This window comes from Actinosynnema pretiosum (genome assembly GCF_002354875.1).
Lineage (GTDB): Bacteria > Actinomycetota > Actinomycetes > Mycobacteriales > Pseudonocardiaceae > Actinosynnema > Actinosynnema auranticum.
The window spans coordinates 4,828,252-4,847,386 of record NZ_CP023445.1 but is presented as its reverse complement, the minus strand read 5'-3'; the positions used below and the strand labels follow the sequence as shown (position 1 = coordinate 4,847,386).

The following is a 19,135-nucleotide window of genomic DNA, read 5'->3' as shown; positions in this document are numbered from 1 at the left end:
CTCCTCCCGTGCGCGGTCCTAGTCCATCCACAGTGGACTAATCGGGCGGCAACACCTACCGCGAAAGGGTTTCGCCCAACCCCAGGCGGTCGCGCAGCTCGCGCGGGGTGACCGACAGGTCGTTCAGGCGCGCGCTCGCGGCCTCGTTCACCGCCGTCCGCAGCTCGCGCGCCGAGGGCGCCGCCGACCCGCCCCAGCGCTCGCGCGCCGACCGCACCGCGTCCGCCAGCTCCCCCGCCAGCGCCTCCCGCCCGGCGCGGTCCGCCGTGGCCATGCGGCGCACGTCCAGGTCCACCGCGCGCTCGAAGTCCGCGCGCGCCACCGGGTCCGCGAGCCCCGGATCGGCCCGGCCGGGTTCGCCGTACCCGGACTCCAGGCGGCGCAGCAGCGCCGCCGCCACGCCCACCGAGTGGTTCTTGATCGCGGCCAGGTTGAACGAGAACGCCCCCAGCCTGCCGTTGCGCACCACCTCGTCGCCCTCGCGCGGCCCGCCCACCGCCCACAGCCCGCCCCGCTCCGCACCGCCGGGGCACAGTAGCGCGCCGTCCGCGCCCACCTCGATCCCGCGCCCGGTGCGCGCGTGCGGCACGGCCAGCCCGGTGCGCAGCAGGCCGCGCCACAGCGCCGAGTCCACCCGCTCGTAGTCCGGTTCCCGGCCGAAGTTGGAGATCACCAGGTCGGCCGGGAACTCGCGGCCGTCCACCAGCGACACCACCAGCGACCCCCCGTCCACCGCCCGGATGCCCGCGACCCGGCCCGACTCGGCGGTGAGCCGGTCGCCCTCGGCGAGCGCGGCGTCCACGATCCCGGTGGTGTGCTCGACCGCGCTGACCCGCAGGGTGGCCAGCAGCCCGCCGTGCGCGTCCAGCAGCGCGCGCAGCTCCGGCGTGGGGATGCGCGCCATCACCTCCGGCAGGTGCGGCTCCCAGGCCTTCAGCACCCGCTCGGCCACCACGGCGGGCGCGACGTCCGGGTGCGCGCCGACCAGCGCCTCGCAGGCCCGCCGCCACTCCGCCAGCCAGCGCCGCACCAGCGCGTCGCGGCCCTCGTAGCGGGGCCCGGACAGCCGGGGCGGCGGCAGGTCGAGCACCCGGTGCCGGTGGTCGGTGGGGTAGGTGCGCAGGGTGCGGCCCGAACCGGACAGCATCCGGATGCGGCCGGTGTGGCCCCGGCGCAGCAGCAGCGCCGCCGAGTCGTAGGCGCTCAGCAGCGTCCCGACGATCACCACGGAGGCGTCGGGCGGGACGGCCAGGACGCGCTCCAGGCCGTCGCGGGAGTACGGGCGGCGCACGAACGCCGGGTGGTCGGCGACGTCCGCCGCGAACGGCAGGTCCTTCTCCTCCAGGCCGGTGGCGAGCACGACGTGGTCGGCCCGCACGCGCTCACGACCGCCGCCCGCCGACGGCGGCAGCTCCACGAGGAGCCGGTGGCCGTCGCCGTCCGGCTCGACGTCGACCACCTCGCCGTCCACCTCCACCAGGCGCACGCCCGGCGCGGCCTCGCGGGCGGCGGCGGCCAGCCGGTCGGCCAGGTAGTCGGCGTACACCCGGCGCGGCGCCGGACCGGACTCGGTGAACTCGGTCCCGCGCCACCCGTCCGGCCAGGAGGAGCGGTCGGCCTCGGTGTTGGCCCACGAGACGAAGTCGTCCACGTCCTCGCGGAACACCGACATGCGACCGGCCTGGATGTTGAACACGTGGTGCCAGTGGTTGCCGTCGGGGTGGTAGGCGACGCCCGCGCTGCGGTGCGCGGCCCGGCGCTCCACCAGGCGCACCTCGACCGGTTCGGCGGCGAACCGGAGCAGGCGGATCGCGGTGGCCGTGCCTGCCAGGCCCGCGCCGACGATGACCACCCTGCGCGGGTGGTCTGCTGGAAGCGGCATTCTCTGGGGGTCCTCTCGGGGGATGGCCGGGAGCGCGGGACGGGCTCGGGGTGCGGGGGTGGCGCTGCCGCGGGGTCAGGTGGTGGCGAGCCAGGCGCGCAGGCCGGACGTGGTGGGGCGCGCGTCGGGGAACGCCTCGGCGAGCACGGTGGCGTACCGGCGCGCCGTCGGGGTGGACAGGTCAGGCGGGGCGAGCCAGGGCGCGAGGTGGTCGCCGGTCGGCTCGCCGCCCAGCACCAGCGCCCTGGGTGCGGCCGGGTCGACGGGGACGCCCAGCCGGTCCGCTTCCGCGCGCACCACCTCGGCGGCCTCGGCCGAGCGCGGCGAGGCGTCCGCCCGCACCGCGAGCGGTCCGCCGACGGCCGCGACCTCCGCGCGCAGCGCGCGGGCGTCCTCGGCGGACAGCTCGGGCAGCGGCAGGTCGCCCCGCCCGCCCGCGAGCCGGGCGGCCAGCACGGCGGACGCGTAGTCGGGGCCGTCCGGCCCGCGCACGTCCCGCCCGGTCCACGCGGTCGTCCCGGTGTCCACGACCACGGTCGTGCGCGCGCCCGCCCCCGCCAGCCACAGCTCGCCCCTGCCCTCGGGCAGCCACACCAGCGCCCACCGCCCGCCCTGCCCGGCGACCGGGGAGGTGGGGGTGAGCGCGGCGGGGGCGTTGCCGACGGAGGTGGCGGCGCCCGAGGTCTGCACCAGGTTCCAGCCGGGCATGTGCGGGACCACGAGCACGTCCACCCGTGCGCCGCCCAGCTCGGCGCGGGCCAGCAGGGGGTCACCGGCGGGCGGCGACACCAGCCAGCCGGAGGCGGTCACGTGCCCGAGCGCGGCCAGCAGCACCGCCCCGAACACGCCCCCGACCACCCGCGCCGCCCGCGTCGGCGGGCACAGCGCCAACCAGGACGCGCCCGCGAACGCGGCGATGAGCGCCAGGTAGGGCGCCGTCGACGGCGGACCGGCGACCAGGGCGTCCAGCGGGGAACCGCCTGCGAGGTCGGGGCTGGCTGCGAGATCGGGACCGCCTGCGAGGTCGGAGCCTGCGGCCGGGGCAGGACCACCGGCCAGTCCGGGTCCGCCCGCGGCCCCAGGACCGCCTGCCAGGCCCGGAGCGCCTGCCACGTCGCCGACGGCCCGCCCCGAGCCACCGGTCACGTCCGCGCCCGCCCCGCCTGCGGCCGGAGCCCCCGCCGCCGTCCCGCCCGCCGGGGCGCGCGTCGCCGCCACGCCCACGGCCAGCGCCGCCGCCGTCACCCCGGCCGTCGCGCACCAGCCCAGCACCGGTCGCGGGCCGCGCAGCACCGTCGGCAGCACCAGCAGCGCGATCACCGCCACCGCCGCCCGGTCCGGCATCCAGCGCGCGTCCGCCGCGAGCAGCGCCGCGATCCCGCCGAGCGCCGCCGCCCCGGCCGCCGCCCGCCGCGCCCGCTGACCGGGTTCCGCGGGGACGGCGGCGCGAAGCAGCGACCAGGCCGCCACCAGCGTCACCGAGCCGAGCAGCAGCAGCCGCAGCAGGGTGAAGCCGAGCGGCAGGCCGACGGAGCCGTGGTCGTGCACCGGCTCAGGCCGCCGAGGTCGCCGGGACGGCGCAGGAGCACGACATCCCCGCCCGCTCCTCGGGCGTCGGCCGCATGTGCCTGATCACCGCGACGACCATCGGCACGGTCACCACGAAGTTGTAGAACAGGTGCAGCTCCACCCTCGGCACGATCAGCTGGATCACGCTCGTGGGCACCGGCTTGCCGAGCAGGTACGCGCCCGTCGACGCCTGCACGATCAGCAGCAGGTGCTCGAAGTGGTGCCAGAACTGGAGGCCCAGCGCGAGGTCCCACCACTTGCGGGAGCGGCCGGTGAACCCCTTGCGCAGCGCGAAGAGGAACACCAGCATCACCAGCGCGAACCCGTAGTGCATGACCTCGGACTTGACCAGCCACGGGAACCACAGGCCGAGCACGCCGCCCGCCCTGGGGGTCGGCCAGCCCATCACGTAGATCTGGTACGCCTGCGCCAGGTGCTCCGCCCAGTGCGCGACGACCACGGCCGTGAAGGCGTAGAGCGCGGGCTTGTGCCAGTGGGTGTTGAGCGCCGCGCCGGTGAGGCGGGTGCGGGAGTTGGGTAACGACGCGTCGACCACGGTTCCTCCTGAAGCGGTTGTCCCGGTCGGGTGCTGCTGCTTTCGGCGCCCTGCGGTTTCGGCGCAGTCCGGTTTCGGAACTGCGGACCGTCCCTGACCAGCCAGAATATCGCTCGGAACGGCTGCGGAGAACGGGTTCGCGGCGATTGGGCAATCTCGGAGAAACCCGAGCGGTGCTCGGCGCGGGGCCCCGGTCCGCGTTCGCCGCGGGGCGCTGGAAGTTACCCGTGGGTCGGTTGGCGGATTTCCGAAGTGCCCCGCGCGATCGTCGTTCGCGCGACCGCCCGTGGCGCGTTGTTGGTCCGGTCGGGATCGTTCACACCCCGTCCGCACTGGTGCGGATTTCCTTCCGGCGGGCGGGGGAGGGGCCTTGATGTGCGGCGCGACCGTCCCGGTGGGACCGATCGCGCGAGGACGGTGCGGTGCCATTCGCCCTCCCGATGGCGGTCGTCGCACCGGTCCGCAGTGGACCGCGCCGGGCGCCGCGCGATCCGGAACCGACTGGTGGCGGAGGTGGCGGGCGTCCGCGCGCGCCGACCGCCGAGCCCGCTGGGGCGGATGACGGCGTCCCCGCTGCCCCGTGCCGCCGCGTCGCCCGCGTTCCGGCCGGGGCTCGGCGGGTGCGACTCGCCGGAACGGTCCGGTGGGGGCGGATTGTCCGACTGCGTTCGGCGACCGGATTCGGTCCGGGCTCACTCGGAAGGTCTAGCAAACGCCGGGCGCCGGGTGATGAAAATTATTTATCAGGTCACCCTCCGAGGTGAGCCGAAAGACGATTTCAGGATCGCGCGCCGGTTCGCGGAACGATCATGAACGGCGGATTGGGGAGTCGTATGCGCTGCTTGCGGAGGTTGTTTGGGTCCGGTAGCTTCCGGAAATATATCAGGTGGATTGGTTGGGCCCGGAGCCGCCGAAATTGTTTTCGCTAACGCGTCGCGGCGCGCTGCGGGCGCGATTTTCGCCTCCGCACGCGAGGATGGGAGCCCTGGTGGAGGAAGTCGTGGAACAGGCAGTCGGTCGCGTCATCGAATTCATGCGCAGCAGCATGGGCGAGCAGTTCACCATCGACGACATGGCCCGAGCGGCGATGTACAGCAAGTTCCACTTCTCCAGGGTCTTCCAGCGCGTCACCGGCGTCTCGCCGGGGCGGTTCCTGTCCGCGATGCGGCTGCAGGAGGCCAAGCGGCTGCTGGTGTCCACCACGTTCACCGTCACCGACATCAGCCACCGCGTCGGCTACACGAGCGTCGGCACGTTCAGCTCCCGCTTCCGGGCCAGCGTCGGCGTCTCGCCCACCACCTACCGCCAGCTCGGCGGCTTCCCGCCGCAGACCTCCGCGCTCGTCGCCGCCTCCGCACCGGTCGGCCCGCTGGCCGAGGGCGGCGGGCTCGGCGAGGTGCGCGGCCGGGTCGGCGCGCCGAGGGGCGACCTGCCGGGCCCGATCTTCGTGGGCCTGTTCCCCGACCTGATCCCGCAGGGCACCCCGGCCCGCTGCACGGTGCTCGACCGCACCGGGCCGTACACGATCACCGACGTGCCGCCGGGCACCTGGCACGTGCTGTCCACGACGGCCTACCCGTCCTTCGCGGGCAAGCCCGTGCGGGCGGCTGCCGAACCCCCGTCGGTCGCCTCCGCCGGGCCCGTGACCGTGCCGCCGGGGGAGCTGGTCGAGCGGATCGACCTGGACCTGCGGCCCAGGGGCGCGCTGGACCCGCCGGTGCTGCTGGCGCTGGTCGACATCCGCACCATCGTGCTCGCCGCGACCGCCGCGGGCTGAGCCCGCGCCGAGGCCCACCACCCCTGGGGTGGTGGGCCCGCGTCGTGCGCGCTCAGCGCTCAGCTCACCCCGCGGCCACCCGCGCCCCGCCCGGCAGGCCGTTCGGCGCGCCGTCCAGCACCGGGTCCGCCGCCGGGCCCACCGCCGCCGCCCGCTCGGCCGCGACCCGCGCCGCGGCCTGCTCGCGCGAGCGGTCCACGAAGTGCAGCGCCCACAGGAAACCGCCGCGCACCAGGCACACGATCGCGGTGGCGAAGAAGATCCCGTACGGGATGCTCATGCCCATCAGCACCCCGTACACCAGCGCCACCCCGCCGCCGAACGCCACCTGCGAGGCCGGTCGCGACGGCGAGGTGCCGGGGTCGGTCACCATGTAGTTGGTGAACAGGATGAACGCCACCCCGGTCATCATCCCCAGCCCCGACGGGATCGACACGTCCAGCAGCACCCCGCGCACCACCGCCTGCACCGCGAAGCCCAGCAGCCAGGCCATGATCAGCCACATCCGCCCGGTCAGCGCCCCGTTCAGCATCGACCCGGCCACCAGGATGATCAGCGGGATCAGCCAGTCCCAGAACGTGCCCACGTGCTCGGTGAAGTGGTACGGCGGCGCGGTCGACGCCCACGGGAACACCAGCAGGATCACCGTGATCCCGAAGTTCGACGGGTTCATGAAGTGCCGCAGCCGCCCGCGCACCGGGGCGCGCAGCACCCACTTCGCGCCGACCGCCACCACCACGCCGAACACCATCACCCAGACCCGGTCGTTGACGTAGGTCAGCATGTTCACCGCGAGGCTGGTGATGTGCGCGGGCAGCAGGAACTCCACCAGCCCGCGCGCGCCGCCGCCCGCGAACCTCGGCGCCCTGCCCTCCTGCCACGCCGACACCGCCTCCAGCAGCAGCTCCACCGCGTAGCCGGTGAGCACCGCGACGAACGGCCACAGCCACGGCTGCTCGAACCCGAGCACGGTGTAGCCGAGCGCGTTGAACACGCTGATCGAGATCGCGAACCGCTTGAGCGCGGTGATCACCTTCGGGTCGTGCCTCGGCGCGCCCGCGGACTCGCCGCCCGCGGGCCCGCTCACCGCGGAACCCTTGCCCGCAGGCCCCTTGCCCGCAGGCCCGTTCACCGCGGCCCCGTTCACCGCAGGCCCGTTCCCCGCCGCTGTCGTGCCCGCCACGTCACTCGCCCTCCTCGGCCCGCTCGCCCAGCCGCACGTCGTGCCAGCCCGGCTCCAGCGACAGCTCCTGCTCGTGCGCCTGCCCGGTCCGGTCGCGCCAGGAGATCCGCGCGCGCACCGCCCCGTCGTCCTCGCCCAGTCCGAAGTGGACCTCGTGCCCGCGCTTGCCGGAGTGCCCGCTGCCGCCGTCCACCCGGTTCACCAGCACCCGGCCCGACGCGGTCGTCACCTCCACCTGCGCGCCGATCACCGGTGAGCCCGCGCCGGGGAAACCGCTTTCCGGCCGCTGCCCCTCGTGGGTCAGCCGCAGCCCCAGGAAGTTCCCCGCCCGCTGCGAGGTGTTCCGGTAGAACACCGGGTCCTCCCACTGCCGGGACACCGCCATGTCGAGCCTGCCGTCCCCGTCCACGTCCCCGGTCGCGATGCCCCGCGTGGGCACCGGCACGTCCAGGCCCAGCTCGTGCGACAGGTCGCTGAAGAACCCCTCGTCGCCGGTGCGGGCGAAGAACGCGAACCGCTGGTGCCCGCCGACGTCGTCACCGGGACCGACCACCGGCCACCACAGCGGGTTCGCCAGCAGCGCGTCGTTCGCGGTCGCCAGCTCCTGCAGCTGCGGCCAGCGGTTCACCTGGCCCTTCACGAACCCGGTGGCCTGCGCGATCTCCAGGCCGCCGCTGTTGTCGAAGTCCGCGAGCTTGACGTCCCAGCCCCAGCCGGACCAGGCCACGTGCAGCGGCGCGCTCTCGTCCTCCCACACCGCCCGCCCCGCGCCCAGCTCGCGGGCCACCTCCGACCGGTCGCCGGTGGTGCTCAGGAACGCGAAGTGCGACTCCTCGATGCCGAACGAGGTGGTGATGTTGCTGACGTACATGTCGTACACGCCGTCGCCGTTGAGGTCGCCGAAGTCCACGCCCATGCCCTTGAACGAGTCCTGGCCGACGTTCTTGGACTTCGGCTCCAGCGGCCCGCGCGAGCCCTCGGCGATCCGGAACCGGATCGCGCCCGGCGTGGACTCGTTGTGCAGCAGGCGGTCCGGGCCGAAGTCGTGCGCCAGGTACAGCTCGGGCAGCAGGTCGCCGTCCAGGTCGTTGGAGCCGGACGCCAGCGCCCAGCCGCGCGAGGCCTCGTCCGGGACCACGCCCTCGGCGAGCTCGAAGCTCGCGGTCGGCCGGTCGCCCGCGCTGCCGCCGGTCCAGCGCAGCACGTGGTCCTCGCCGCCGTTGAGGGCGTTGGACATGGAGGCGTTCATCTCAACGCCCGTGCTCTGCGCCGGGTCGAGCACCGGTCCGTCGGGGAAGTAGTTGCCGATGTAGACGTCGTCGTGGCCGTCGCCGTCGAAGTCCGCGACCGTCGCCGAGTTCGAGTTCCAGCGCGGGCCGTCGTAGGTGGTGGAGCCGTTGCCGGGCACCAGTTCCACCGGCTCGTACGCGTCCTGCGCCAGCGCGGTGGCGTCCGCCCTGGCCAGGTGCAGGACCGGCGTGCGGCCCCACAGGTACACCAGAAGGTCGATCCGGCCGTCCTCGTTGAAGTCGCCGGGCACGCAGCCCATCGGCGCCATCACGTCGTCGACCGGCAGCGACCCCGTGGACAGGGCGAACGGCTCGTAGCGGGCCGCCTCGCCCGCCACGGGGGCGGGGGAGACGACGACCTGGTCGGTGCGCACGTCCACGTAGCACAGGTCGTTGGACAGCCCGTCGCCGTCCAGGTCGTTCAGCGCCACCGCCGAGCCGACCGAGGAGATCCACGCGCTGATGTGCGCGTAGCGCTGGTTCACCGGGCGGATCGAGCGCTGGGTGAACCCGCCGGGCAGGGCGATCGAGGCCGGGGCGAACCCGAAGCGGGAGGCGAGGTCCCGCCGCTCCTGCGCGGACACCTCCGGAGACCGGGCCGCGGTGAACGAGGCCGCGACGAGCACCAGCGCCAGCGCGCCGGGCAGTTGCCCGCGCAGCCATCGGGCTGTGGAGGACACGGGGGTGGCTCCTTCCGGGGACGGGGTTGCCGCGACGCCCGCGCGGCCGGGGTGCGCGCGGGACCCGCGCGGGATCGCCACGGGGGCGTCGGCGGGTTTCCGGGCGGGCGAACGGAAAAAGCGTCGCAGAGCCGATAGCGGTGGGGCTACTCCGGACTTGCTCACCCATTCGACCGCCACCCCGAACACGACTCCGATCACGGGTTCGACAACCGCACTGCTTGCGTTCTGAAATCGGTCGCCGCCGTTGTCGCGCCGTTGTCGGGGTCCCCCGGACAACACGCGCGCGTGAAGCCGGGAACCGCTGACCCGGAAAGGCAATCGGCGAGAAGTGCCGGCCCCGCGGGTCGTGTGATCCTCGTGCCGCGGGTCGTCCCCACCAGGAAGAGGTCAGGCATGATCACGCTGGAAACCGTGAACGTCGAGATCGACGGCCCCAGGGCCACCATTTACCTGAACCGCCCGGACAAGAAGAACGCCATGAACCCCCAGATGCACGGGGACGTGAACCGGGCGCTGGACGCCATCGAGGAAGCGGGCACCGTCAAAGCCGTCGTCGTCACCGGCAACGGCGACAGCTTCAGCTCGGGAATGGACCTGGAGGAGTGCTTCCTGCGGCCGTTCGACGACCCGCAGCTGTTCCACCGCACCAACCTGGTCGCGCTGACCTGGTTCAAGCGCCTCAAGGCCTTCCCGGCGGTGACCATCGCCAAGGTCAACGGCTTCGCCTTCGGCGGCGGGTTCCTGGTGACCGGCCTGTGCGACCTCGCGGTGGCCTCGGAGACCGCGCTGATCGGCCTGTCCGAGATCAACTTCGGGATCTTCCCGGCGGGCGGCGCGACCTGGGCCGCCACCCACAACCTGGCCCGCAAGCAGGCCCTGTACCACATCCTCACCGGCGACGCGATGACCGGCAAGGACGCCGAGCGGCACGGGCTGGTCAACCGCGCGGTGCCCGCCGACCAGCTCGACGCGGCCACCGACGAGCTGGTCGGCAAGATCGTCAAGAAGAACCCGATCACGCTCCAGCTCGCCAAGCAGGTCTACGAGGGCACCACGCGGCTCGACCTGCCCGCCGCCATCGACTACGACCAGGCCAAGCTGTGGGAGCTGTCCCGGCTGAGCGGCAACGAGTGGATCAACGTCGCGCTGCGCCAGTTCGAGAAGCGCAGCTACCAGCCGGGCCTGAGCACCTACGACCGCGGCGAGAAGGACGCGGTCCGATGATCTTCAGCGGGCCCCCGGTGGAGGTCCCCGCCACCAACCTCAGCGAGTTCGTGCTGCGCCGCGCCGACGCCTACGGCGACACCCCCGCCGTCGTGGACGTCTCCGGTGGCGGGCAGCTCACCCACGCCGAGCTCGCCGCGACCGCGCGCGGGTGCGCGGCCGGGTTGCGCGCCAAGGGCTTCGGCCCCGGTGACGTGCTCGCCGTGCTCTCCCCGAACTGCCCCGAGTACCCCGCGATCGCCCACGCGGCGACCGGCGCTGGCGGGGCCGTGGTGGTGCTCAACCCGCTGGACACCGAGCGGGACCTGGCCGCCCGGCTCACCGAGTCCGGGGCCCGGCTGCTGGTCGTCGCGCCCGCCGACCTGGAGCGGGGGACCGCCCTGGCCGCGCAGGTGGGGATCGACGAGGTGCTCACCACCGCGCCCGCGCCCGGCGCCCGCCCGTTCACCGCGCTGGCCGACGACGCGGGCGCCCCGGCCGCCGCAGCGGTCAGGGAGCTCGACCCGGCGCGCGACCCGGCCGCCCTGCTGCACTCCAGCGGCAGCACCGGCCACCCCAAGACCGTGGTGCTCACCCACCGCAACCTGGTCGCCAAGGCGCTGCTCACCAGCATGGTCGCCCCGATCGAACCGGGCGAGGTGGTGCTGGCCGTCCCGCCGTTCCACCACGCCTTCGGCCTCACCATGATGATGAACGCGACCCTGCTGCAGGGCGGCACCCTGATCACCGTGCCCCGCTTCGACCCCGAGGCGTTCCTGCGCGCGGTCGAGGACCACCGGGTCACCCGGCTCTACGTCGTGCCCACCATGGCCGTGCTGCTCGCGAAGAGCCCCCTGGTCGACGAGCACGACCTGTCCTCGCTGCGCTCCATCGTCTCCGGCGGCGCCGCGCTCGACCCGGAGATCGCGCGCCTGGTGCGCGAGCGGATCGGCTGCCGCATCGCCCAGGGCTACGGGATGACCGAGTCGATGGTCTCGTTCATGCAGTCCGACCACCCCGCCAACGACTCCTCGGTCGGCACGCCCGCGCCGGGCGTCGAGTGCCGCGTGGTCGACCCGGACACCGGCGAGGAGCTGAACGCGGAGGAGACCGGCGAGGTGCTGATCCGGGGCCCGCAGGTGATGCGCGGCTACCTGGCCGCCGGGGCGACCGACGCCGCCGCCACCGCCGAGGTGCTGGGCCCGGACGGGTTCCTGCGCACCGGCGACCTCGGCTACGTCGGCTCCGACGGCGAGCTGGTGCTCGTCGACCGCATCAAGGAGCTGATCAAGTACAAGGGGCAGCAGGTGTCCCCGGTCGAGCTGGAGTCCGTGCTGCTCAAGCACCCTGAGGTCGCCGACGCCGCGGTGGTGGGCGTGCCGGACGAGGAGGCCAGCGAGATCCCCAAGGGGTTCGTGGTCGCCAAGGGGGCCACGACCGCCGAGGAGCTGATGGCGTACGTGGCCGAGCGCGTCGCCCCCTACAAGAAGATCCGCCGGATCGAGTTCGTCGACCGCATCCCGCGCACCCCGGTCGGCAAGGTCGAGCGCCGCGCGCTCCGCGACCGCGCCGCGTGACCCGAGGAGGAGACAGATGAGCAGTCCGCAGGTCGTCACCAGGGCGGAGTGGTTGCAGGCCCGCAAGGTCCTGCTGGAGAAGGAGAAGGAGGTCACCAGGGCGCGCGACGAGATCGCCGCCCAGCGCCGCGCGCTGCCGGTGGTGCTGGTGGAGAAGGACTACCGGTTCCAGGGCCCGGACGGCGAGCTGTCGCTGCTGGAGATGTTCGAGGGCCGCCGCCAGCTCGTGGTCCGCCACTACATGTACAGCCCCGGCGCGCAGGAGGGCTGCATCGGCTGCTCCATGCAGGCCGACAGCGTCGGCGAGCTGGCCCACCTGTGGGCGCGCGACACCACGTTCGCCATGGTCTCCCGCGCCCCGTACCCGGACTTCCAGCCGTTCAAGGCGCGCATGGGCTGGACCATGCCCTGGTACTCCTCGTTCGGCAGCGACTTCAACTACGACTACGAGGTCTCCACCGAGCAGGGCGAGTCGCCGGGGGTGAGCGCCTTCTACCGCGAGGGCGACCGGGTCTTCCACACCTACTCGGTGTTCGACCGGGGCGGCGAGATCTTCAAGAACTTCTACAACTACCTGGACATCACCCACCTCGGCCGCCGCGAGGACGAGCTGGAGCACCCGTGGGACTGGTGGCGGTTCAAGGACCGCTACGAGGCCGACGACGCGTCCGGGCCCGGCGAGAACTGGTGGAACAACACCAGGTTCAAGGGCTGACGGCCACGCGGCCGGCACCCCCGCGCCGCGGCACCCCCATCAGGACACCCGCACCACGACCGGGAGGGCACCACCATGAGCGACTTGTCCGGCAGGACCACGATCGTCGTCGGCGCCAGCCGGGGCCTGGGGAGGGGGATCGCCGCCGCGCTGGCGGACGCGGGGTCCTCGGTGGTCGCGGTCGCCCGCACCGCCGTCGAGCACACCGCGCCCGCCTCGGGCGCGGGGCAGGTCCGGGCCGAGGTCGTGGACGCCGCCGACGGCAAGTCCGCGACCGAGCTGATCGCCCGCCACGAGCCGCACGCGCTCGTGGTGGTCGCGGGCGCGGTCCCGGTCATGCGCCCGCTGCAGGACCAGGACTGGGAGAGCTTCTCGGTCAACTGGGAGACCGACGTCCGGATCACCTTCGACTGGCTGCGCGAGGCGCTGACCGCCCCGCTGCGGCCCGGCGGCCGGGTGGTCGTGGTCAGCAGCGGCGCGGCCCTGAACGCCGACGGCTCCCCGCTCAGCGGCGGCTACGCGGGCGCGAAGGCCATGCAGCGCTTCCTCACCGGCTACGCGCAGGGCGAGGCGGACCGGGCCGGGCTGGACCTGTCGTTCACCGCCGTGCTGCCCCGCTTCGCCCCGGAGACGGGCGTGGGCTCGGCGGCCGTCGCCGCGTACGCGGAGCGCGCGGGCGCGCCCGTCAAGGCGTTCCTGGAGCACCACAAGCCGCTGCTCACCCCGGAGATCGCCGGGCGGGCCGCGGTGGGGCTGCTGAGCGCAGGCACCGTCGCCCCGGCCTACCTGCTCAGCGGCGCCGGGCTGCGCGAGCTGCGCTGAGCGCGCGACCCCGTTCGAGGGGGCGGGACCGGAGCGCTCTCCGGTCCCGCCCCCTTTTTTCCTTTCCGGGCAGCGAAAACGTTGCCGCATTCCCGGAGAAACCTCGCAGCACTCCGGGAGAAGCACCCCGCCGAACCCGCTCCCATACTGGATCGGAGCTGTTCCACAGCGCAGGCCGCCAGTCCGGGAGCACCGATCCGGTGGTGAATCCGCCGGTCCCGGCGCGCGGCCCCCATTCCACTCACTCATCCACTCGAGCCGGGCGGGAGGCGACTCCCGGTGGCGTGCGGCGGGGAGATCATGGCTGATTTTGCTGAGCGAACGCGGAAACTGGTTCCGGGCGTGGTGACCGTCCTCGTCGGCGCGTCCCTGCTGGCGGTCGGGCACAACGCCGTCGCGGTTCCCGGAGCGCACGACATCGCCGTGCAGTACGGGTTCCGGGAGCTGCCCATCGAGCTGCCACCCGGCTACGAGGACCGCCCGATGAAGGACGTGCGGGAGGTGAACCCGGAGTTCCACCGCATCCGCAGCTGGATCTCCTCGGTCGGCGCGGGCATCGCCCTCAACGACCTCACCGGCCACGGGCGCGCGAACTCGCTGTGCATCGTGGACCCGCGCACCGACGAGGTGATCGTCACCCCGGCGCCCACCGCGCCCGAGGAGGACCGGTTCGCGCCGTTCCTGCTCGACCCCGCGCCGCTGCCGGTGGGCCGCGCGATGGCCCCGACCGGCTGCACGCCGGGTGACTTCAACGCGGACGGGCGCGCGGACCTGCTGGTGAGCTACTGGGGGCGCACCCCGGTGCTGTACCTGGCCAAGGAGAGCGCGCAGCGCGTCGAGCTCGCCTCCTACCACCCGACCGAGCTGGTCCCGCAGGTCACCCAGGACGGCGAGTACCACGGTCCCAAGTGGCACACCAACGCCGTGACGGTCGGCGACCTGGCGGGCAACGGCCGCCCGGACATCATCATCGGCAACTACTTCCCCGACTCCGACGTGCTGGACCCGCAGGGCCAGAACAACGTCTCCATGAACGACTCGCTCTCCAGGGCGCTCAACGGCGGCGGCAACCACGTCCTGCGCTGGACCTCCGGCGCGGCCGGTGACGAGCCCAGCGCGGGCTACGTCCAGGAGGACGCGGCGATCCCGCACCTGGCGGCCAACGGCTGGACCCTCGGGCTCAGCAACGCCGACATGACCGGCGACGGCCTGCCCGAGGTGTACATCGCCAACGACTTCGGCCACGACTTCATGCTGCACAACACCTCCACGCCCGACCGCATCCGGTTCGCCCCGGTCCTGGGCACCCGCACCCCGACCACGCCCAAGTCGTTCGTGCTGGGCAAGGACTCGTTCAAGGGCATGGGCGTGGACTTCGCGGACGTCGACCGCAACGGCAGCTTCGACATGGCGGTCAGCAACATCACCACCGCGTGGGGCCTTGAGGAGAGCCACTTCCTGTGGGTCAACGACGCGGCCGAGCCGAAGGCGCAGGCCGAGGCCATGGGCGGCGGCAAGGCGCTGTTCACCCAGCGCGGCCAGGAGCTGGCCACCGCGTGGTCCGGCTGGGGCTGGGACATCAAGATGGGCGACTTCGCCAACACCGGCAACCTGGACGTCGTCCAGACCACCGGGTTCGTCAAGGGCGACACCGACCGCTGGCCGTGGTTGCAGGAGCTGGCGATGTCCAACGAGATGCTGGTGTCCAACCCGGTCATGTGGCCCACCCTGCAGCCCGGCGACGACATCTCCGGCCACGAGGCCCCCGCGTTCTTCGCCAGGGGCCGCCACGAGGAGCAGTTCGTCAACATCACCGGCGAGCTGGGCCTCGGCGTGCACCACCCGAGCCGGGGCATCGCCATGGGCGACAGCACCCGCAGCGGCGCGCTGGACCTGGCCATCGCCCGCCAGTGGGGGCCGCCCTCCTTCTACGCCAACACCGCGCCGGACCGGGGCGGCTACCTGACGCTGCACCTGTACCGCCCGGTGGAGCAGGCGGGCACCGGTCTCGTCGGGCCGGGCAGCCCCGCCTACGGGGCCACCGTCACGGCCCGCACCCCGGACGGCGGGCAGCAGGTCTCGCAGCTCGACGGCGGCAGCGGCCACGGCGGCAAGCGCAGCTTCGACGTCCACTTCGGGTTCGGCGACTACACCGGCCCGGTCGAGCTGACGCTGTGCTGGCGCGACCTCGACGGGCGGCTGCACGAGCAGACCACGACGGTCGACCAGGGCGACCGCACCCTCTACCTGACCAGCACCGCACAGGAGGTCCCGGTCCGATGACCGCCACCGCCCCCACCACCGACCGGGCAGGCGACGGCCAGGCCCCCGCGCCGACCATCCCCGCCCCGAAACCGCCCAAGCTCGACCCGCGCTACGTGGCGCTGCGCAACTTCGCGCTGTCCATCAGCGTCTTCAACGTCTTCGGGTACACGCTGCTCGGGTTCGAGCAGCCCTGGCTGTGGCCGTTCGCCGCGGTGCTGGCCGGGTACACCACCGAGATCGTGCTGGAGGTGATCAGCGCGTGGGCCTACAAGCGCGCCCCCCGGTTCGGCGGGCGCGGGATGCGCGGGGTGTACGAGTTCCTGCTGCCCGCGCACATCACCAGCCTCGCGGTGAACATGCTGCTGTACGCCAACAACCAGCTGTGGCCGATCCTGTTCGGCGTGTTCTGCGGCGTCGCCGCCAAGCACGTGCTCCAGGCGCCGATCGCGGGCCGGATGCGGCACTACATGAACCCGTCGAACTTCGGGATCACGCTGGCGCTGCTGTTCTTCGGCTCGTGGATCAGCATCGCGCCGCCGTACGAGTTCACCGAGGAGGCGAACTACTACTGGCGGGTCATGATCCCGATCATCATCGCCACGGCGGGCACGGTCATCAACGGGCTGCTCACCAAGCGGGTGCCGCTGATCGTCGGCTGGATGGGCGGGTTCGCCATCCAGGCGTTCGTGCGGCACTGGATCTGGGACGTGTCGCTGTACAACGCGCTCGGGGTGATGACCGGGGTGGCGTTCGTGCTGTTCACCAACTACATGATCACCGACCCCGGCACCACGCCGACCAAGCCGGTCAACCAGTTCATGTTCGGCAGCGGCGTCGCGTTCGTCTACGGCATCCTGATGCTGTTCAACGTCGTCTACACCCTGTTCTTCGCCACCGCGATCGTGTGCCTGCTGCGCGGGCTGTGGTGGTGGGGCGTGCACCTGCGGACCGGTCGTTCGGCCGGGGCGGGCGCGGCGAGCCCCGCCGCGGGGGAGAGCGCACCGGGGCAAAGCGCCGCGGGGCAAGGGTCCGCGGGGCAAGGGACCGCGGGGGCGGCGCGATGAGCGCCGGGGACGCCGAGCTGCTGCTGCTCGACGCGGCCGGGTTCGGCGAGCTGCGCGACCGGGTGGCCGCGCTGGCCGGGCCGCCCAGCGGGAGCGAGCTCCCCGAGCCGGGGCAGGACCTGGAGGCCGAGCTGACCGGTGGCGCCCAGGCCGCCGGGTCGCTGGCCGCGCTGGCGGCCGAGCTCGCGGGATCACGCGCGGGAGGGCCGGTGCGGGCCGCCCTCGTCGCCACCGACCCGGTGGGCGCGCGGCGGGCGTTCCGGGCGCTGGTCGAACTGCTGGACGCCGGGGCCACCAAGGCCTTCCTGCCCGACGACGGCGTGTTCCTCGGGCGCGCCACCACCCCGCCCCGCATCGCCTACCTGTTCCCGGCGCAGGGCGGGAAGGTGGTGGGCGGCGCGGTGTGGCGGCGCTACCCCGAGGCCGCCGAGGTGCTGCGGGCCGCGCGGCCGGGCGACGGGGCCGACGCGGAGCAGGTGCGCGTGGTCGCCGGGTCGTTGGCCGCGGCGCGGCTGCTGGGGATGGCCGGGGTCGACGCGCACGTCGCGGTCGGCCACAGCCTCGGCGAGTTCACCGCGCTGAGCTGGGCCGGGTGCCTGGACCCGCGCGCGCTCCTGGACCTGGTCGCCGAGCGCGCCCGCGTGATGGCGTCCGCCTCGGCGGGCGGGGGCGCGATGGCGGTGCTGGGAACCGGCTCCGACACCGCCGCCGCGCTCGCGGTGGCCGAGGACGTCGGCGTCGCGGGTGACCACGCGCCCGACGAGACCGTGGTCGCCGGGCCCGCCGACGCGGTGGACCGGGTGTGCGAGGCCGCGCGCGGGCGCGGGTTCCGCGTGCACCGGCTGCGCGTCCCGCACGCCTTCCACACGGCGCACGTGAGCGGCGCGGCCGAGGCGGTGGGCGAGGCGCTGGGCCGGGTCCGGATCACCGCGCCCGAGCGGGAGGTCGTGTCGACCGTCACCGCCCGACCGGTCGGCCCGGACGACGACCCGGAGGCGCTGCTGCGCGAGCAGGTGCGCCGACCGGTGCTGTTCCGGCAGGCGGTGGCGCGGGCGCTGCGGGACGTGGACCTGGCGGTCGAGGTCGGGCCGGGCCGGGTGCTCGCGGGACTGGCGGCGCGCGTCGTCCCGGACGTGCCGGTGCTGGCCACCGACACCACCAGCCCGGACGGGGCCCCGCTGCTCGCGGTCCTCGGCGCGGCGCACGCGCTGGGCGCCGAGGTCGACCTGAAACCGCTGCTGCCCAGGGAAGAGGTCCCGCACTGCTGCGCCGGGCACGCGGGGGTGGAGCGATGAGCGCGCACGGGGCAGGCCCCGCGACGCCGCTGGTGTCCCGGCCCGCGCTGCGGGAGGTGATGCGCGGGTTCGCCACCGGCGTCACCGTGCTCACCACGGCGGGCCGCAGCACGCACGGGATGACCGCCAACGCGTTCTCGTCCGTGTCGCTGACCCCGCCGCTGGTGCTGTGCTGCGTGGCGCGCACGGCGCTGATGCACGCGGCCATCGTGGAGGAGGGGGAGTTCGCGGTCTCGGTGCTCGCGCAGGCGCAGGAGCACGTGGCCCGCTACTTCGCCGACCGGTCCAGGCCGCAGGGGGCCGCCCAGTTCGACGGGGTCGGGTGGCGGCCCGGTGAGCGCACCGGAGCGCCGCTGCTGGCAGGCGCGCTGGCGTGGCTGGAGTGCCGGGTGGCGCACGCCTACGACGGCGGCGACCACACGGTGTTCGTGGGCGAGGTGCTCAGCGCCGCCTGCGCCCCCGACGACGGTGAGCCGCTGCTGTTCTTCGGCGGTCGCTACCGGAAGCTGGGCGCGAGCTGACGGCGGACGGGCGCCCGCGCGGGGATGACCTCGCGCGGGCGCCCGTCCGCGCGCCCGGAGCTCGTCGAGCGCGAGCGCGGCGAACCGGCGCGCGTCGGCGTCCCCCGCCTCGGGGCGGCCCGCCGCCGGACCGCGACCGGCGCGCAGGAGCAGCACCAGGTCGTCCACGCCGACGTCGGGCCGCAGCCGCCCGGCCGCCTGCGCCCGGCGGGTCAGGTCGGCGGGCACCCGGTGCAGCGCGCGCCGCTGCGCGGTGATCGCCCCACGGGTCTCCTCGTCCGGGGTGCAGCCCTGCACGACGATCCGCTCGCAGTCCGCCATCCCCAGGCTGAACGCCGCCTCCGCCAGCGCCCGCTTGGTGGGGAACCGGCGGTACGGGGCCGCCGGGCCCACCCCGGCCGCGCGGGCGACCTCCCGCACCCCACGTCCAGGCCGCGCTCGGCGAACAGGGCGCGCGCGGTGGCCGTGGGCGGGTTCGGCGGACCCGAGGCGCTGGTGGTGGGGGAGGTCCCGGACCCGGTGCCGGGCGCGGGGCGGCTGCTGGTGCGGGGCGCGTCCGGGAGCACCGGCATCGCCGCCGTGGAGCTGGCCGCCGCGGGTGGGGCCTCGGTGGTCGCGGTGACCACCGCCTCGTCCGAGCGCGGCGACCGGCTGCGGGAGCACGGCGCGACCCACGTGCTGGACCGGGCCGGGAGCCGGAAAGGGCTCCCGGCCCGCGAGCGTCCACAGTGGAG

14 protein-coding genes and 1 pseudogene are annotated in these 19,135 nt (G+C 74.1%); 9 read left to right on the top strand and 6 right to left on the bottom strand.

Annotated elements, in window-relative coordinates; translation table 11 throughout:
* Positions 1-55 precede the first annotated feature (55 nt).
* From CNX65_RS20635 to CNX65_RS20625, 3 genes are all read right to left on the bottom strand, one after another.
* On the bottom strand, positions 56-1,882 hold the full coding sequence (locus tag CNX65_RS20635) for an FAD/NAD(P)-binding protein (RefSeq protein ID WP_096495226.1): 1,827 nt from the start codon (positions 1,880-1,882) through the stop codon (positions 56-58).
* A 75-nt stretch (positions 1,883-1,957) separates the two neighbouring features.
* The gene (locus CNX65_RS20630; protein ID WP_096495225.1) at positions 1,958-3,430 is read right to left on the bottom strand and encodes a DUF6239 family natural product biosynthesis protein; all 1,473 of its coding nucleotides are present in this window, start codon (positions 3,428-3,430) and stop codon (positions 1,958-1,960) included.
* Positions 3,431-3,434: 4 nt separating this feature from the next.
* Positions 3,435-4,007 (bottom strand): hypothetical protein, encoded by a 573-nt coding sequence (locus CNX65_RS20625; RefSeq protein ID WP_096495224.1) that lies wholly within the window; start codon positions 4,005-4,007, stop codon positions 3,435-3,437.
* A gap of 988 nt (positions 4,008-4,995) precedes the next feature.
* Between CNX65_RS20625 and CNX65_RS20620 the strand changes: the two genes are divergently transcribed.
* A complete protein-coding gene (locus CNX65_RS20620; protein WP_177154290.1) occupies positions 4,996-5,784 on the top strand; it encodes a helix-turn-helix domain-containing protein in 789 nt (262 codons plus the stop codon).
* A 64-nt stretch (positions 5,785-5,848) separates the two neighbouring features.
* On the opposite strand, the gene CNX65_RS20615 is transcribed toward CNX65_RS20620, so the two are convergent.
* Both CNX65_RS20615 and CNX65_RS20610 read right to left on the bottom strand, forming a co-directional pair.
* The gene (locus CNX65_RS20615) at positions 5,849-6,871 is read right to left on the bottom strand and encodes an enediyne biosynthesis protein (RefSeq protein WP_096497897.1); all 1,023 of its coding nucleotides are present in this window, start codon (positions 6,869-6,871) and stop codon (positions 5,849-5,851) included.
* A 97-nt stretch (positions 6,872-6,968) separates the two neighbouring features.
* Positions 6,969-8,936: a CRTAC1 family protein gene (locus tag CNX65_RS20610; RefSeq protein ID WP_096495222.1), complete on the bottom strand. Its 1,968-nt coding sequence runs from the start codon at positions 8,934-8,936 to the stop codon at positions 6,969-6,971.
* Between the two features lie 396 nt (positions 8,937-9,332).
* Here CNX65_RS20610 and CNX65_RS20605 point away from each other — a divergent pair, with 396 nt between their 5' ends.
* From CNX65_RS20605 to CNX65_RS20570, 8 genes are all read left to right on the top strand, one after another.
* A complete protein-coding gene (locus CNX65_RS20605) occupies positions 9,333-10,163 on the top strand; it encodes a p-hydroxycinnamoyl CoA hydratase/lyase (protein WP_096495221.1) in 831 nt (276 codons plus the stop codon).
* Positions 10,160-11,719 carry an AMP-binding protein gene (locus CNX65_RS20600; protein WP_096495220.1) on the top strand — a complete coding sequence of 520 codons (1,560 nt, stop codon included), beginning with the start codon at positions 10,160-10,162 and terminating at the stop codon, positions 11,717-11,719. The genes CNX65_RS20605 and CNX65_RS20600 overlap by 4 nt, the downstream gene beginning before the upstream one ends.
* A 16-nt stretch (positions 11,720-11,735) precedes the next feature.
* Positions 11,736-12,434, top strand: coding sequence for a DUF899 domain-containing protein (locus tag CNX65_RS20595; RefSeq protein ID WP_096495219.1), 699 nt, complete (start codon positions 11,736-11,738; stop codon positions 12,432-12,434).
* A gap of 75 nt (positions 12,435-12,509) precedes the next feature.
* Positions 12,510-13,256 carry an SDR family oxidoreductase gene (locus CNX65_RS20590; protein WP_096495218.1) on the top strand — a complete coding sequence of 249 codons (747 nt, stop codon included), beginning with the start codon at positions 12,510-12,512 and terminating at the stop codon, positions 13,254-13,256.
* Positions 13,257-13,598: 342 nt separating this feature from the next.
* The gene (locus CNX65_RS20585) at positions 13,599-15,539 is read left to right on the top strand and encodes a CRTAC1 family protein (protein WP_232519929.1); all 1,941 of its coding nucleotides are present in this window, start codon (positions 13,599-13,601) and stop codon (positions 15,537-15,539) included.
* Entirely contained in the window at positions 15,536-16,585 is a 1,050-nt protein-coding gene (locus CNX65_RS20580; protein WP_096495216.1) for an enediyne biosynthesis protein, read from the top strand. Before CNX65_RS20585 ends, CNX65_RS20580 begins: the two co-directional genes overlap by 4 nt.
* Positions 16,582-17,880 carry an ACP S-malonyltransferase gene (locus CNX65_RS20575; protein ID WP_096495215.1) on the top strand — a complete coding sequence of 433 codons (1,299 nt, stop codon included), beginning with the start codon at positions 16,582-16,584 and terminating at the stop codon, positions 17,878-17,880. The genes CNX65_RS20580 and CNX65_RS20575 overlap by 4 nt, the downstream gene beginning before the upstream one ends.
* Entirely contained in the window at positions 17,877-18,401 is a 525-nt protein-coding gene (locus tag CNX65_RS20570) for a flavin reductase family protein (RefSeq protein ID WP_096495214.1), read from the top strand. The genes CNX65_RS20575 and CNX65_RS20570 overlap by 4 nt, the downstream gene beginning before the upstream one ends.
* A gap of 114 nt (positions 18,402-18,515) precedes the next feature.
* Here the strand turns inward: CNX65_RS20570 and CNX65_RS38195 are convergent.
* A pseudogene (locus tag CNX65_RS38195) lies at positions 18,516-18,794 on the bottom strand (SbtR family transcriptional regulator); the annotation flags it as partial.
* Positions 18,795-19,135 lie beyond the last annotated feature (341 nt).

Excerpts from the sequence above, each read along its gene's own strand:
- CNX65_RS20635 (WP_096495226.1), bottom strand. The coding sequence starts at position 1,882 with ATGCCGCTTCCAGCAGACCACCCGCGCAGGGTGGTCATCGTCGGCGCG.
- CNX65_RS20605 (WP_096495221.1), top strand. The coding sequence starts at position 9,333 with ATGATCACGCTGGAAACCGTGAACGTCGAGATCGACGGCCCCAGGGCC.
- CNX65_RS20600 (WP_096495220.1), top strand. The coding sequence starts at position 10,160 with ATGATCTTCAGCGGGCCCCCGGTGGAGGTCCCCGCCACCAACCTCAGC.
- CNX65_RS20595 (WP_096495219.1), top strand. The coding sequence starts at position 11,736 with ATGAGCAGTCCGCAGGTCGTCACCAGGGCGGAGTGGTTGCAGGCCCGC.
- CNX65_RS20590 (WP_096495218.1), top strand. The coding sequence starts at position 12,510 with ATGAGCGACTTGTCCGGCAGGACCACGATCGTCGTCGGCGCCAGCCGG.
- CNX65_RS20580 (WP_096495216.1), top strand. The coding sequence starts at position 15,536 with ATGACCGCCACCGCCCCCACCACCGACCGGGCAGGCGACGGCCAGGCC.
- CNX65_RS20575 (WP_096495215.1), top strand. The coding sequence starts at position 16,582 with ATGAGCGCCGGGGACGCCGAGCTGCTGCTGCTCGACGCGGCCGGGTTC.
- CNX65_RS20570 (WP_096495214.1), top strand. The coding sequence starts at position 17,877 with ATGAGCGCGCACGGGGCAGGCCCCGCGACGCCGCTGGTGTCCCGGCCC.